The 14,871-nt window shown below is 62.9% G+C and carries 13 protein-coding genes; 6 read left to right on the top strand and 7 right to left on the bottom strand.

Going from position 1 to position 14,871, the window contains the following annotated elements; translation table 11 throughout:
* Positions 1-5: 5 nt before the first annotated feature.
* Together Q1B16_RS17770 and Q1B16_RS17765 are read left to right on the top strand one after the other, a co-directional pair.
* Positions 6-3,959 (top strand): glycoside hydrolase/phage tail family protein, encoded by a 3,954-nt coding sequence (locus Q1B16_RS17770; RefSeq protein WP_299791991.1) that lies wholly within the window; start codon positions 6-8, stop codon positions 3,957-3,959.
* Complete coding sequence (locus Q1B16_RS17765; RefSeq protein WP_299792351.1) at positions 3,932-4,324, top strand: hypothetical protein; 393 nt, start codon at positions 3,932-3,934, stop codon at positions 4,322-4,324. Before Q1B16_RS17770 ends, Q1B16_RS17765 begins: the two co-directional genes overlap by 28 nt.
* Here the strand turns inward: Q1B16_RS17765 and Q1B16_RS17760 are convergent.
* On the bottom strand, positions 4,234-4,590 hold the full coding sequence (locus Q1B16_RS17760; protein ID WP_366140170.1) for a TraR/DksA C4-type zinc finger protein: 357 nt from the start codon (positions 4,588-4,590) through the stop codon (positions 4,234-4,236). The two genes, Q1B16_RS17765 and Q1B16_RS17760, sit on opposite strands and share 91 nt — an antisense overlap.
* A gap of 65 nt (positions 4,591-4,655) precedes the next feature.
* Here Q1B16_RS17760 and cysE point away from each other — a divergent pair, with 65 nt between their 5' ends.
* Positions 4,656-5,465 (top strand): serine O-acetyltransferase, encoded by an 810-nt coding sequence (gene cysE, locus Q1B16_RS17755; RefSeq protein ID WP_299791988.1) that lies wholly within the window; start codon positions 4,656-4,658, stop codon positions 5,463-5,465.
* Positions 5,466-5,577: 112 nt separating this feature from the next.
* Here cysE and Q1B16_RS17750 read toward each other — a convergent pair whose 3' ends face one another.
* The 4 genes from Q1B16_RS17750 to pdhA all read right to left on the bottom strand — a co-directional run bounded on the left by Q1B16_RS17750 (position 5,578) and on the right by pdhA (position 9,865).
* Complete coding sequence (locus tag Q1B16_RS17750; RefSeq protein WP_299791985.1) at positions 5,578-6,882, bottom strand: pyruvate dehydrogenase complex dihydrolipoamide acetyltransferase; 1,305 nt, start codon at positions 6,880-6,882, stop codon at positions 5,578-5,580.
* A gap of 1 nt (position 6,883) precedes the next feature.
* On the bottom strand, positions 6,884-7,138 hold the full coding sequence (locus Q1B16_RS17745; protein ID WP_299791982.1) for a hypothetical protein: 255 nt from the start codon (positions 7,136-7,138) through the stop codon (positions 6,884-6,886).
* Positions 7,135-8,517: a pyruvate dehydrogenase complex E1 component subunit beta gene (locus Q1B16_RS17740; RefSeq protein WP_299791979.1), complete on the bottom strand. Its 1,383-nt coding sequence runs from the start codon at positions 8,515-8,517 to the stop codon at positions 7,135-7,137. The genes Q1B16_RS17745 and Q1B16_RS17740 overlap by 4 nt, the downstream gene beginning before the upstream one ends.
* A gap of 334 nt (positions 8,518-8,851) precedes the next feature.
* The gene (gene pdhA, locus Q1B16_RS17735) at positions 8,852-9,865 is read right to left on the bottom strand and encodes a pyruvate dehydrogenase (acetyl-transferring) E1 component subunit alpha (protein ID WP_299791976.1); all 1,014 of its coding nucleotides are present in this window, start codon (positions 9,863-9,865) and stop codon (positions 8,852-8,854) included.
* 291 nt (positions 9,866-10,156) lie between these two features.
* Here pdhA and Q1B16_RS17730 point away from each other — a divergent pair, with 291 nt between their 5' ends.
* Entirely contained in the window at positions 10,157-11,917 is a 1,761-nt protein-coding gene (locus Q1B16_RS17730) for a type I secretion protein (RefSeq protein WP_299791973.1), read from the top strand.
* Between the two features lie 60 nt (positions 11,918-11,977).
* Here the strand turns inward: Q1B16_RS17730 and Q1B16_RS17725 are convergent, their stop codons facing one another.
* Both Q1B16_RS17725 and Q1B16_RS17720 read right to left on the bottom strand, forming a co-directional pair.
* Complete coding sequence (locus Q1B16_RS17725; RefSeq protein ID WP_299791970.1) at positions 11,978-12,280, bottom strand: septum formation initiator family protein; 303 nt, start codon at positions 12,278-12,280, stop codon at positions 11,978-11,980.
* A gap of 140 nt (positions 12,281-12,420) precedes the next feature.
* A complete protein-coding gene (locus Q1B16_RS17720) occupies positions 12,421-13,596 on the bottom strand; it encodes a phosphoglycerate kinase (RefSeq protein ID WP_299791967.1) in 1,176 nt (391 codons plus the stop codon).
* Between the two features lie 126 nt (positions 13,597-13,722).
* Here Q1B16_RS17720 and Q1B16_RS17715 point away from each other — a divergent pair, with 126 nt between their 5' ends.
* Together Q1B16_RS17715 and Q1B16_RS17710 are read left to right on the top strand one after the other, a co-directional pair.
* Complete coding sequence (locus Q1B16_RS17715) at positions 13,723-14,229, top strand: peptidylprolyl isomerase (RefSeq protein WP_299791964.1); 507 nt, start codon at positions 13,723-13,725, stop codon at positions 14,227-14,229.
* Positions 14,222-14,770 carry a peptidylprolyl isomerase gene (locus Q1B16_RS17710; protein ID WP_299791961.1) on the top strand — a complete coding sequence of 183 codons (549 nt, stop codon included), beginning with the start codon at positions 14,222-14,224 and terminating at the stop codon, positions 14,768-14,770. The genes Q1B16_RS17715 and Q1B16_RS17710 overlap by 8 nt, the downstream gene beginning before the upstream one ends.
* The last annotated feature ends 101 nt before the right edge of the window (positions 14,771-14,871 follow it).

Here is a 14,871-nt window from a genome sequence, read left to right as displayed (position 1 = left end):
GAGGAATGGCGACACTGGTTCTTTCGGCTGCGGGCGCGGCGCTGGGCAGCAGTCTTGGCGGATCGGTGCTCGGGCTGTCGATGACGGCGGTGGGGCGGTTTGCGGGGGCTACTCTGGGTCGTGCGATCGATCAGCGTATACTGGGGGCCGGCGGGCGCACCATCGAGACCGGGAGGCTGGACCGGCTGCGATTGAGCACCGCCGGGGAAGGCCAGCCGATCGCGCAGGTCTACGGACGGATGCGGGTCGGCGGACACATCATCTGGGCCACGCAGTTCAAGGAAAAGGTGTCGAAATCGGGCGGTGGCGGAAAGGGGCCGTCGCAGCAGCCGACGATCAAGGAATATAGCTATTCGGTCAGCCTCGCGGTTGCACTTTGCGAAGGTGAGATCACCAGCGTGAACCGGATCTGGGCGGATGGGGCCGAGATCTCGATCTATGACGTGACGATGCGGATGTATCCCGGATCGCGCGATCAACAGCCGGATCCGAAGATGGAAGCTGTTGAGGGTGTGGGCATGGTGCCCGCCTATCGCGGCACGGCGTATGTCGTCTTTGAGGACCTTGATCTGGAGCGGTTCGGCAACCGCGTGCCGCAGTTTTCCTTCGAAGTGACGCGGCCGGTGCAGGACGATCCCGAGGACGTGCCGTTCAATATCCGCGGGGTGGCGATGATCCCCGGGACGGGTGAGTATGCGCTGGCGACCGAGCCGGTTGCGCTGGATGGCGGTGCGGGCAAGTCGGACGTCATAAACGTCAACAGCCCGTCGGACCGGCCCGATTTCGTGACGTCTCTCAAGCATTTGCAGGACGAGGTGCCGGATTGCGGGTCGGCGTCGCTGGTGGTGAGCTGGTTCGGCAGCGATCTGCGCTGTGGGGAGTGTGTGATCCAGCCGAAGGTGGAGCAGACCCAGCGTGACAGCGCCGACATGCCGTGGACGGTCAGCGGATTGGAGCGCGCCGATGCTGGTTTGGTGCCGGTCGAGGACGGGCGTCCGGTGTATGGAGGAACACCCTGTGACGCGTCGGTGGTGCAGGCCATCCGGGACATGACGGATAAGGGGTTGGAGGTTCTTTACTACCCGTTCATCCTGATGGAACAGATGCCGGGCAACGGGCTTCCTAATCCGTGGACGGGGGAGATCGGTCAGCCGAAACTGCCTTGGCGCGGGCGGATCACGGCCAGCGTGGCGCCGGGGCAGGTTGGGGATCCGTCCGGCACAGCTGCCGTGGACGATCAGATTGCCGCGTTTTTCGGAACGGCGCAGATCGGGGATTTTTCCGTGGAAGACGGGGTGATCCGGTTTGCAGCCGAAACCAATGATTTGCCGGGTGATGACGATGGCGAGGACACTGAGATCCCGCAGGATTGGGGCTATCGCCGGTTCATCCTGCACCAGGCGCATCTTTGTGCGCTTGCGGGAGGCGTGACGGCCTTCTGCATCGGGTCGGAAATGCGCAGCCTGACGCAGTTGCGGGGCGTGTCGGGATTCCCGGCGGTCGAGGCGTTGCGGAGCCTGGCGGCGGATTGTCGGGCGATCCTCGGACCGGATGTGAAGATCGGCTACGCCGCCGACTGGTCCGAGTATTTCGGCTATCATCCGCAGGATGGCAGCGGGGACGTCTATTTTCACCTCGATCCGCTTTGGGCCGATCCGAATATCGATTTCATCGGCATCGACAATTACATGCGCCTGTCCGACTGGCGGGACGGTGCGGATCACGCCGATGCGGAATGGGGGTCGATCTACAATCTCGACTATCTGCGCGCCAATGTGGCGGGTGGTGAGGGGTACGACTGGTACTACCCGTCGCAAGAGGCGCGGGACCTTCAGCAGCGCGCGGCGATCACGGATGGCGCCTACGGTGAGCCGTGGGTCTATCGCTACAAGGATATTCGCAACTGGTGGTCGCAACCGCATCACGATCGGGTCGGCGGTGTCCGGGAAGCCATGCCAACCGCGTGGGTGCCCGAAAGCAAGCCGATCTGGTTCACGGAGATCGGCTGTGCCGCCGTCGACAAGGCCACCAATGAGCCGAACAAGTTTCTCGATCCCAAAAGCTCGGAAAGCACTCTGCCTGAGTATTCCAACGGGTTGCGGGACGAATTGATCCAGCATCAGTACCTGCGCGCGATGCTGGGATACTGGGGCGATCCGGAACATAATCCGGTGTCTGACGTCTACGGCGAGCCGATGATCGACATGGCGCGGGTCTACGTCTGGGCCTGGGACGCGCGACCCTACCCGTGGTTTCCGAACGTGGACGAAATGTGGTCTGACGGGCCGAACTACCGGCGCGGACATTGGATCAATGGACGGGTGTCGGGCCGCACATTGGCGTCGGTCGTGGCCGAGATTTGCGAGCGTTCGGGTCTGCGGGACTATGATGTCAGCGCGCTGTACGGCTTTGTACGCGGCTATCTTGCGCCAGATGTGGCGGATGCGCGGCGCGCGTTGCAGCCCTTGATGATCGCCTACGGGTTCGACGCGATCGAACGGGACGGCGTCCTCGTGTTCCGCAACCGCAACGCGGCGCGGGTGGTCGATCTGGACATGTCGCAGCTTGCCTTGCATGACGATCTGGGGTCGGACGTCGCGCAATCGCGCAGCTCCGAGGCCGAGATGTCGGGGCGGGTCCGGTTGAACTTTGTCGAATCCGACGGGGATTATCGCAATATCGCCGAGGAATCCGTGCTGCCGGACGAGGCCACACATGCGGTGGCGGAGAGCGAAGTGCCGATCCTGTTGACACGGCCCGAGGGGCGGCAGGCCGTCGAACGCTGGCTCAGCGAGGCGCGTGTGGCACGGGACGGGGTGCGGTTCGCGCTTCCACTGTCGCAGCACGCGTTGGGTGCGGGCGATGTCGTCCGATTGCCAGGCGAGGCGGGCGACATGACCGTGCGTATCGACCGGGTCGAGCAAACGACCCATCAGCTGATCGAAGCGGTCCGGATCGAGCCGCAGGTCTATCATCCGGCGGATTTCCCGGACGATCCGACGCCCGCGCGCCGCTTTACCGCAAGCGGTCCGGTGTTGCCGTTGTTCCTCGATTTGCCGCTCATCCGGGGTGACGAAGTACCCCATGCGCCGCATCTCGCGGTGACATCCGATCTATGGCCGGGAGACGTGGCAGTCTACGACGCGGCGGAGGATACGGGGTATGGGCTCAATTCATTGATTGGGGTGGCCTCTACGGTCGGAGTCACCCTGACCGCGGTGAACCGTGCTCCGAGCGGCCTGGTCGATCTGGGCACGCAGTTGGAGGTTTCCTTGACCACCGGCAGCCTGTCCTCGGTGAGTGAAGCGGGGCTTCTGGGCGGTGCGAACCTTGCCGCAATCGGAACGGGTGATCCGGATGCGTGGGAAGTGATCCAGTTCAAGAGTGCCGAATTGATTGACGTCGGCGTCTGGCGTCTTAGCCACTTGCTGCGCGGGCAGGTCGGGACCGATGCGTTGAGTCCGGCAACATTGGCGGCGGGCGCGTATTTCGTCCTTTTGGACGGCACGCCCCGGCAGATCGCGATGCCAGTTTCCTTGCGCGGGCAAGAGCGGCATTACCGGATCGGACCGGCGGACAAGCCGTATGATCACGCGGCGTATCGCCATGTGGTTCAGGCTTTTGCGGGCAACGGATTGCGGCCTCTCAGCCCAGTGCACCTGAACCTGAGGGCAACCGGACCCGATATGCGTCTGACCTGGATTCGTCGCGCACGTATTGAAGCGGATGGGTGGGACTTGCCGGACATTCCGCTGGGCGAGGATCGCGAGGCGTATCGCGTGCGTGTCACGTCCGGCGGCAGCGTCTTGCGAGACGTGGAGGTGATGCAGCCGGGTTGGACCTATACGGCGGCCATGCAGGCCGAAGACGGCTTCACCGGCGCGGCGATCTTCGAGGTGGCGCAGGTTTCGGACCGGTTCGGACCCGGACCGTGGGCGCGGATCGCGTGGTCCGCGTGACGCCGGTCATCTACAACGATGTGCTGGCCGCCGTGTCCGTGGTGGCCAGCGTTGTTCCGTCGCGGCGGCACGCGGTCATGGTCGGCTTGATCGCCGATGCCGAACGGGCGGCGCGGTACCGTGCTACGCATCATGCCGCACATCCGGTTTACGGAGATGGGAGCCTCATGGCCGCGGCCTTGCAATACGACCGGCACGGTCACATCTCGTTCCAGACGCAGGTCGGTCTTGAGGCATGGCTCTGTGTGCTTTCGGCGTTGTTGGAGCGGCAGTCTCAGCCGGAGGCGCAACTGATGCAGCGGCGTGCGGAAGGATCGAATTCTAGCCGTTTGACAGCGATGTCCTCGCCACACTCCTCACAATAACCGAAATCCCCGCGGTTCAATCGTTCCAGCGCGGCCGTCAGCGCCCTACGGTGCCCATCGCGTCGGGCCTGCGTTGCCTTGGCCATCGACTGGCCCAGCAGCGCATCCTGTCGGAACAAGCGCCCAACAGCCTGCTGGTCCAATGACACGACGGATTGCCCCTCGCGGCCAAGCGCGTCTTCGGCATCGAGATCGCTCAGGCGTTGTACGATCAGTTTCCGGAAATCTTCAACCTCGGCGTCATTCAAACCGGTGATCCTCGCCATCACAGCTTTGCGTTTTCGATATTGCATCCTATCTGCTATGTTCTACGCGTCAAAGGAGAGAAGGCATGGCGGAAACACGCGCGAAACTCGCATCGGTCGACCCGGTCTGGGGCCGCATCGTCAAGGAAGCGGATGAGGCCGTCGCCAAGGAGCCGTTGCTCGGCGGAATGATCCACTATTCAGTGTTGCACCATCCCAGCCTCGAACGCGCGTTGAGCTACCGGATATCGCTGAAACTGGCCAACGGTGAGATGACCGAGCAGATCCTGCGTGAGATTTGCGACGAGGCGTTCGCGTCCGATCCGGACCTTGCCATGGCGGCACGGGCCGATATCGTGGCGGTCTACGAGCGCGACCCGGCGTGCCATCGGTTCTTGCAACCCTTATTGTTTTTCAAAGGCTTCCAGGCCGTGCAGTGCTACCGCGTCGGCAATTGGCTCTGGCGGCAGGGGCGGACCGATCTGGCCTATTTCGTGCAGATGCGGTGTTCCGAGGCGTTCGGCGTCGATATTCACCCGGCGGCGAAGATCGGGCAGGGGATCATGATTGACCACGCGCACTCCATCGTCATCGGTGAGACCGCTGTGGTGGGGGACAACGTGTCGATGCTGCATTCCGTGACGCTGGGCGGGACCGGCAAGGAAGAGGAAGACCGTCATCCCAAGATCGGTGACGGTGTGCTGATCGGGGCCGGGGCCAAGGTGCTGGGCAATATCCGTGTCGGGAATTGCTCGCGCGTGGCGGCTGGATCGGTTGTTCTGGAAGAAGTGCCGCCCTGCAAGACCGTGGCAGGTGTCCCGGCGCGCATCGTCGGGGAAGCAGGCTGTTCGCAGCCGTCGATCAGCATGGACCAGATCCTGCGCTCGGGGGCCTGACGAGGGGCGATGCGTTGACGCATCGCGGAGTTTCCGGTGACGGAAACAGGGGGCTCTGCCCCCGTCGCTTCGCGACTCCCCCGAGGTATTTTTAGCCCAAAGAAACCAGGGGTCAGGCGAGCATGGCCATTGGATTTTCGAGGTTGTCCACGATGGCTTCCAGCAGCTCTGCCCCCAGCGCGCCGTCGATCACGCGGTGATCCACCGAAAGGGTCATCGACATCACCGTGGCGACTGTGACGCTGCCGTCTTCTGCGACCACCGGTTTCTTCATCCCTGCGCCCACGGCCAAGATCGCGCCGTGGGGCGGGTTGATGACAGCGTCGAAATTCTCGATCCCGAACATGCCGAGGTTGGAGATGGCAAAGCTCCCGCCCTGATATTCGTTGGGTGCCAGTTTGCGGTCGCGGGCGCGGGTGGCAAGGTCTTTCATCTCTGCCGACAGGGCCGAAAGGGATTTCTGGTGTGCGTCCTTCAGGACTGGCGTGAACAGCCCTCCTTCGATGGCGACGGCGACGGCGACATCCGACGGCTCCAGTTGCAGGATGCGGTCGCCTGCCCAGACGGCATTGGCCGCAGGGACCTGTTGCAGGGCCAGCGCGCAGGCCTTGATGATGAAATCGTTGACCGACAGCTTCACGCCGCGCTTTTCAAGCTGCGTGTTGAGTTGTGACCGGAAGGCCAGAAGCGGGTCGAGGGTCACGGACCGGCGCAGGTAGAAATGCGGGATGGTCTGTTTCGCCTCGGTGAGCCGCGCGGCGATGGTCTTGCGCATACCGTCGAGCGGGATTTCGGTATAGGCGCGGTCCTCGTACATCTTGGCAATGGCGCTGGCATCGACCGGTTTTCCGGCCGAGGCAGGTGCGGATTCGGCTGGCGCGGATATCGGCGCGGAGGACTGCGGCGATGCAGTCTCCACGTCCGCCTTCACGATGCGGCCGCGCGGGCCGGAGCCCTTTATCTGGCTCAGGTCCAAGCCCTTGTCGGCCGCGATCCTGCGGGCGAGGGGGGAGGCGAAGATGCGGTCACCAGAGGCGGTTTCGGTTTTTGGTGCCCCGCCGCGACCGTAGCCTTGCGCGGGAGCTGTCGCCTCCGACGGCTCGGCAGGAGCGACATGAGACGAGGCCGGTTCTTCTTTCGGCGCGGACGGCGCGCCAAGGTCGTCGGCGCTTTCGCCGTCTTCCAGCAGCATGGCGATGGGTGTGTTCACCTTCACATCCGCCGTGCCCTCGTCGACCAGAAGTCTGCCGATCACGCCTTCATCGACGGCTTCGAATTCCATCGTCGCCTTGTCGGTTTCGATCTCTGCGATGACGTCGCCAGAGGACACCGTGTCGCCTTCCTTGACCATCCATTTCGCAAGCGTGCCTTCCTCCATCGTGGGGGACAGGGCGGGCATGAGTATCTCGATGGGCATGTCAGGTCTCCTCGATCAGGGTGATGAGGTCATAGGGGGCTTTCGGCGTCTTGCCGGCGTTGAGGGCTTCGACGGCCCTAGTGATCTGACGCCGATGTGCGCCGATCCATTCATAGGCCGTCTGGTGCGACGGGCGGGCCTCGTTCGGAAACCTGTCCATCAGGCATTCCGGCACGAAGGCAGCCCCCGCCGGGGTCTCCACCCTGTAGGCCTCGCGCGCGACGTCGCGGGTGCGGACGGTCAGGGCGTCGGTCATTTGTAGCAGACCTTTTTCGCGGCCTCGACCACCTCGGCGGTTGTCACCAGCGCGTGTTTTTCGAGGTTTGCGGCATAGGGCATCGGTACGTCCTTGCCCGTCAGGTTCAGCACCGGCGCGTCCAGATAGTCGAACGCGCGCTCCATGATCACCGCCGACAGATGGTTGCCGATGGCGCCAACGGGAAAACCTTCCTCGACCGTGATGCAGCGGTTGGTCTTCTGGACGGACGCGATCACCGTGTCGTAATCCATCGGACGCAGGGTGCGCAGGTCGATCACCTCGGCCTCGATCCCTTCGCCAGCGAGCTTTTCGGCGGCGTCCATCGCGTAGGTCATGCCGATGCCGAAGCTCACGATGGTGACATCCGCGCCCTCGCGCCAGATGCGGGCCTTGCCGAAGGGCACCGTGTAATCCTCGAGCTCGGGCACCTCGAAGGTTTTGCCATAGAGGATTTCGTTCTCCAGGAAGATCACCGGGTTCGGATCGCGGATCGCGGTCTTCAGCAGTCCCTTGGCGTCGGAGGCCGAGTAGGGCATCACCACCTTCAGCCCCGGAATATGCGCGTACCACGCCGCGTAATCCTGTGAGTGCTGCGCACCGACGCGGGCGGCGGCGCCGTTCGGACCCCGGAACACCATTGGTGCGCCCATCTGACCGCCTGACATGTAGAGCGTCTTGGCGGCGGAATTGATAATCTGGTCAATGGCTTGCATGGCGAAGTTGAACGTCATGAATTCGACGATCGGGCGCAAACCGCCAAAGGCGGCACCCACCGCAATGCCGGTGAAGCCGTGTTCGGTGATCGGCGTGTCCATCACCCGGCGCGCGCCGAATTCGTCCAGCAGACCCTGGCTGATCTTGTAGGCGCCCTGGTATTCGCCGACTTCCTCACCCATGAGGAACACATCCTCGTCGCGGCGCATTTCCTCGGCCATCGCATCGCGGAGCGCCTCGCGCACTGTCGTCTGCTTGGTCTTGGTGCCTTCAGGCCACGGCGCTTCGGCCTTGGCGATCACGCGGGCGGGGTCGGGGTGGTCCATGCCGGCGGCAGGCTGGTCTTCCGAGCTTTGCGCCTTGTCCTTGGCCACAAGCTGCTGCGGCGGGGCGGTCGATTCGGCGTCTTCCACGCTTTCGCCATCCTCGACCAGCACCGCGATGGGGGTGTTCACCCGCACGCCTTCGGTGCCTTCCGCGACAAGGATCTTGCCGACGATGCCCTCGTCCACGGCTTCGAACTCCATCGTCGCCTTGTCGGTCTCGATCTCGGCCATGATGTCACCCGCCGAAACGGTGTCGCCTTCCTTGACCAGCCATTTGGCCAGCGTGCCTTCTTCCATGGTGGGCGAGAGGGCGGGCATGAGAACTTCGGTCGCCATCACACGGCCTCCTAATACTTAAAGGTTTTGCTCGAATTGCTTGCTTCCAATTCCATTCGAACGCAGCCTTCGAGAAGTGAGTAAGAACCTGCTCCGCTGAATGAGGCAACCGAATTGCAATGAGACTGCATCGTCTCTGGCAGTCTCTCCCAATTCTGTTTCAGGGCATTATAAGCCGATTGCTCCATGTCAATGCATCCGTTGAAAAGGGATGCGCTGTAGTCGCCGCTGAATGAGGCCACAGAGGTACAATGACTTTCCACGTCATACCTAGGCATTTCTGCTACAACTGTGTTGCCGAGAGCGCAAAAAGCGACAGTCAAAACTGTCCGCATCACACGGCCTCCTCTGCATAGATATCCGTCCAAAGCTCATCCAAGCTCGGTTCCGGGCTTTCGCGGGCGAAATCGGCGCTGGCGTTGACGATGGACTTAATCTCCTTGTCGATGGCCTTGAGGTCGTCTTCGGTCGCGTGTTTGCCGGTGAGCAGCATCTCACGGACATGTTCGATGGCGTCGCGTTCCTCGCGCATCTTCTGGACCTCTTCGCGGGTGCGGTACTTGGCCGGGTCGGACATGGAATGGCCGCGATAGCGGTAGGTTTTCACTTCGAGGATATAGGGCCCCTTGCCGGAGCGGCAGTGTGCCACGGCCTTGTCGCCCGCCGCCTTGACTGCCAGCACATCCATCCCGTCCACCGCCTCGCCGGGGATGCCGAAGGCCTCGCCACGCGTGTGCAGATCGGGGGTCGAGGTGGAGCGTTTCTGCGCCGTGCCCATGGCGTATTGGTTGTTTTCGATGACAAAAATCACCGGCAGGGCCCACAACGCCGCCATATTGAAGGTCTCGTAAACCTGGCCCTGGTTGGCGGCGCCATCGCCGAAATAGGTAAAGGTCACGCGGTCGGTGCCCTTGTACTTGTCGGCAAAGGCCAGACCCGCGCCAAGCGGCACCTGCGCGCCGACGATGCCATGCCCGCCGTAGAAATCCTTTTCCTTGGAGAACATGTGCATGGAGCCGCCCTTGCCCTTGGAATAGCCTCCCTCGCGCCCGGTCAGTTCGGCCATCACGCCGTTCGGATCCATACCGCATGCCAGCATATGGCCGTGATCGCGGTAGGAGGTGATGCGCTTGTCGCCGTCCTCGGCGGCGGCCTCGAGCCCGACAACGACGGCCTCCTGCCCGATGTAAAGGTGACAGAAGCCGCCGATCAGGCCCATGCCGTAAAGCTGGCCCGCCTTTTCCTCGAACCGGCGGATCAGGAGCATGTCGCGGTAATAGGCGGTCAGCTCTTCTGACGAGACATTGGATACGCGTGCCGCCTCGGCCTTGGATTTCCGTGCCGCCATGGGCGCCTCCCTGCGAAACTGTTTAGTGTTAAACCTTTTCTCGAAGCCTACGATCAACATTTGCCCAAAGGCAAGAGGCGATCTTGGCAGCCGGTGCGGACGCCGACGGTGATTCGGCACCTCCGGCAGTGGCCCTTAGCGGATATGGCAAAACAATGGCGAAGCGGCGGGGCGGACTGTTCCGAAGTTTGGAACAATTGTGGCCCAAATCGGGCGGTTTTAACCAAATCTACAGACATCTGGGCGGAAATAAGGAGAGATTAAGGCCGTTGCTCAATCAGGGACACAATTATGCCAGAAATCGCGGCCTTCGGTTTTATGGGCTCTCAGGCGTCACAGGGGCTGTTCGGCGCCAATGTGCTTGCAACACGGTCCTCGCTGGAACAGGGCGGGGATTACGACCGCCTGATCGAGGAACTGGGTGTCGGGTCGTTCCGCTATCCGGGTGGGTCGCTGACCGAACGCTATTTCGACATCACCGATCCCAATGCCTCCGTGGTCACCGACCGCGACACCGGGGAACTGCGCGACTTCATCCCGTTGAACGAGGCGCTGGCCTATGCAGGCGAAGAAGGGCTATCAGTCACCATCGTCATCCCCACGCGCAACCTGCTGTCCGACACGGCCGATGCCAATGGTGATCGCTTCGCCGCCATTGACGAGGATGCGTTGCGCGGCTTCGTGCGGGACGTGGTGAACGGCGTGCATGGCGATGCCGAGATCGAAGCGTTCGAGCTGGGCAACGAATATTGGGGCAGCGGGCAGATGTCGTCGGTCGAATACGGGCGGCTCGCCAGCGAAATGGCGGTGATCGTCAATGACGAACTGGACGCGCAAGGCTCGGGTGCCGATATCATCGTGCAGTCCGGAGCCAACTTCAATTTCGCGCGCCTGAACGATCAATTCAGCGATGACATGAGCGGTGCGGACATCATCGCGGACCTCAACGCAAGCTACGGTCTGAACCTCGGGGAAGACAGCCTCTTCAGCTCGGGCGAGGTCAACTGGACCCAGGTCGCGAACGAAATGATCCTGTCCGAATTCGACACCGAAGCCGAGCAACAGGCGGTCGATCAGGTGGCGGTGCATGTCTATTCACGCGGTCAGGTCAACGAGGGGCAGCGCAGCTTTTTCCTCAACACCACGGACGAAACCTGGGGCGAACAGATGCCCGATGCGCAGATCGCCGTGACCGAATGGAACACCGCCGGCAATACCGGGTCTCTCGACCGCAACTCCGACTACGGGCTCTACCAGTCGCACGAGATGATCAACATCATGGAGGAGTTTCTGCGCTACGATGTCGAACAGGCGCATGTCTGGCCGCTGATCCAGAACACCCCCAACACGCTGAGCGTGGATGACGGGCAGGCTGACCTGACACCCGGTGGCGCGATGTTCAACATGATGCAAGAGGCCCTGCCGGGCAAAGTCGCGCTCGATCTCACGCCGGAGGCCGGAGCCGATACCGAGGTGGAGGAAGACGGGATCGCGGTGCACGGGTTCTGGGAACCGGACGAGCTTTTGTTCTACGTCGCGGCAACACAAGAGGGTGGGGCGGATACGAGCGTCGATTTCTCGGGGCTGGTCTCGGACACCGGTCGGGTCGAGATTTCAGTGCTCGGCGTTGCCGAAGGGGCTGCTGCCGGATCGAACGCATCGGACGCGGTGGTCGAAGACATCGATCCGGCGACGCTTCTGGATGGGACGATGCTGTCGGTCCAGATGGACGAGGGCGAGATCATGCAGGTGCGCATGTTCGGCTTCACCCCGTCAGAGGACTTCCAGAACGTAATCTCGGACGACGCGCCCGAGGCGCTGCCCGAGCCGATGATCGACCCGTTCCTCGAAGAAAGCGCCGTCGAAGACGGGGAAACGGAGTTCCCGTTCCCCACAGTGGCGGCAACAGCGGGCACGGATGAGTTTCTGGCAATGGAAGAGGCCGAAGCGCTGGAAGACAGCGAAGCCGAGGACGACGAGGGCGGCATGGAGGGGCTGGGCGATCTGATCGCGGCGCTGCCGATCTTGGGGCTGATGGCACTATTCATGTGACAAACGGGGGTGAGACACGCTTTCCGGCGCTACAGCGCCCCCGAACATTTCCTTACGCTCTTAGCGCACTACGATTTCGTCGGTGCGGATCATGCCCAGCATATCGCGCGTGCGTTCGTCCAGCAGGTCCAGATCGAGATAGGTGTCCGACAGGCGACGGGTGAGGTTCTCCATCCGGGCGACCTCGGCGCGCAGTTCCGAAAGCTCGGCCTCCAGCTGACGGGTCTCATTCATGATCTCGGCGCGGCGAAACACGCCGTAATCACCCTGCACGGCGGCAAAGATGAAATAGACCCCGATACAGAACGAGCCTGCGAAATAGACAAGGGCGCCAAGCGCCGGTCGTGTGCGGTGTTGCGTCATCTGCTACCTCGAACCGCGCCTCTTGTCGGGCGCGTGCCGCGACGATGGCACAGGGCAACCCCCGATGGAATTCCCCGCACGCGGTTTTTCCGCGGCAAACCGCCCAGTGTGGCTTTCAGGACCCGCCGGTCCGGCGTGGATCAGCCCAAGGAGGCGACACCCGGCAAGGTCTTGCCTTCCATCCACTCCAGGAACGCGCCGCCGGCGGTGGAGATATAGGTAAAGCTCTCCGCCGCATCCGCCTTGTTGAGCGCGGCAACCGTGTCGCCCCCACCGGCCACGGACACGAGCTTGCCCGACCGGCTGAGCCCGGCCGCATAAGCCGCCGCCGCATTGGTCGCGGCGTCGAAGGGCGGGATTTCGAACGCCCCCAGCGGTCCGTTCCAGATCAGCGTCCTGGCCCTGTCGAAGGCCTGGCAGATATGCGCCACGCTGTCGGGCCCGGCGTCGAGGATCATCGCGTCGGCCGGGCAGTCTTCGGTCTTGACCACCTGCGCCTCGGCGCCTTCCTTGAATTCACGCGCCACCACCACGTCGCGCGGCAACAGCATCTCGCACCCGGTGGTCGTCGCCTTTTCGGCGATGGCCCGGGCGGTGTCGGCCAGATCATGCTCGCAGAGCGATTTGCCCACGTCGATGCCGCTTGCCGCGAGAAAGGTATTGGCCATGCCGCCGCCGATGATCAGGATATCGACCTTTTCCACGAGGTTCGACAGAAGGTCGAGCTTGGTCGACACCTTGGCGCCGCCGACCACGGCCACGACAGGGCGTTCGGGATGTCCCAACGCTTTCTCCAGCGCCCTGAGTTCCGCTTCCATCAACCGCCCGGCGCAGGAGGGCAGGAGATGCGCGACACCCTCGGTCGAGGCATGGGCGCGGTGCGCAGCCGAGAAGGCGTCGTTGCAGTAGACGTCCCCCAGCGAGGCAAGGAATTCGGCCATCTTGGGATCGTTGGCTTCTTCCATCGGGGAAAAGCGCGTGTTTTCCACCAGCACAACCGTATTGGCGGGCAGCGCGTCGATCTGGTCGCGCGAGGGCTGCTCCATGAAGGTGACGGACCGCCCCAGCGCCTCTTCCAGCGCGGGCTGGACAAGGCGAAGGCTCATCTCGGGGTTCGGCTTGCCCTTGGGGCGGCCGAAATGCGCCAGCAGGATTGGGGTACCGCCCTTGTCCAGGATATCCGTGATCGTGGGCACGATCCGGGTGATCCGGGTGGCGTCGGTGACCGTTCCGTTTTCCACCGGCACGTTGATATCCACCCGCGTGAGCACGCGTTTTCCGGCAAGATCCATATCGTCGAGCGTTTTCCAGGCCATCTGTCCCTCCTGATCCCATCTGACCCCCGTGATGGCGCTCCGGGGCGCAGAGGTCAATGACGTCCTTGGCAATCGCGGGGGCGCGCTTTAAGTCTTGCCGCAACCAATCATCTGAAGGAGCGCGGCATGGCCGAGATCAAAGACCCTGAAAACACGATCCTGATGGAGCTCAAGGACGGCACGGTGACCATCGAGCTGCTGCCGGACGTGGCCCCGAAACACGCCGAGCGCATGAAGGAACTGGCGCGGTCGGGAGCCTATGACAACGTGTGTTTCCACCGGGTGATCGACGGCTTCATGGCGCAAACCGGTGATGTGGAGCATGGCGACATGGAAGACGGCTTCAACATCCGCCGTGCGGGCACGGGCGGGTCGGACCTGCCGGACCTGCCGGCGGAGTTCTCCAAACTGCCACATGATCGCGGCACGCTTGGTGCGGCGCGCTCGCAGAACCCGAATTCCGCGAATTCGCAGTTCTTCATCAATTTTTCGGACAACCATTTCCTCAATGGCCAGTACACCGTCTATGGCCGGGTGATTTCGGGCATGGAGCATGTGGACGCGATCACCCGCGGCGAGCCGCCTGCGAGCCCGGACCGGATGATCTCCGTCAAGGTGGCCGCCGATGCGTAAACTCGCTTTCGCCTTTTCGCTGCTGGCGTCCCCGGCGCTGGCAACAGGGTTGCAGATCGAGGTTGCGGGCGAGGCCAATGGCACCGTGGTGATCGACCTCTTCGAAGAGGTGGCCCCCCAGCACGTGGCGCAGATCACGGCGCTTGCGGAAGAGGGCGCTTATGACGGCGTGGTCTTTCACCGCGTGATCGACGGCTTCATGGCGCAAACCGGCGACGTGGAGTTCGGCAAGCTCGACGGCGGTGACATGCGCATGGCCGGGCGCGGCGGATCGGACCGCCCGGACCTGCCCGCCGAGTTCTCGGATCTGCCCTTCGATCGCGGTGTCGTCGGAATGGCGCGGTCGCAAAGCCCGGATTCGGCCAATTCGCAGTTCTTCATCATGTTCGACGAAGGCTATTTCCTGAATGGCCAGTACACGGTCGTCGGCGAAGTGACCGAGGGCATGGAGATCGTCGATGCGATCAAGCGCGGCCAAGGCCAGAACGGGGCGGTCATCGGTCAGCCCGATGTCATGGCGGATGTGACCGTCACCGAGTGACCTTGCGGTGCGCGGCCCGGTTCGGACCGCGCACAGTCTCAGCCGACGCCGCGTTGAGGCGGCATCGGCAATGGGCGCTATTTGCAAACTCTTTGCTGAAC

This window comes from uncultured Marivita sp. (assembly GCF_947488135.1).
Taxonomy (GTDB): Bacteria; Pseudomonadota; Alphaproteobacteria; order Rhodobacterales; family Rhodobacteraceae; genus Marivita.
The sequence above is the reverse complement of the archived record's forward strand: the minus strand, read 5'-3'. Positions and strand labels throughout refer to the sequence as shown.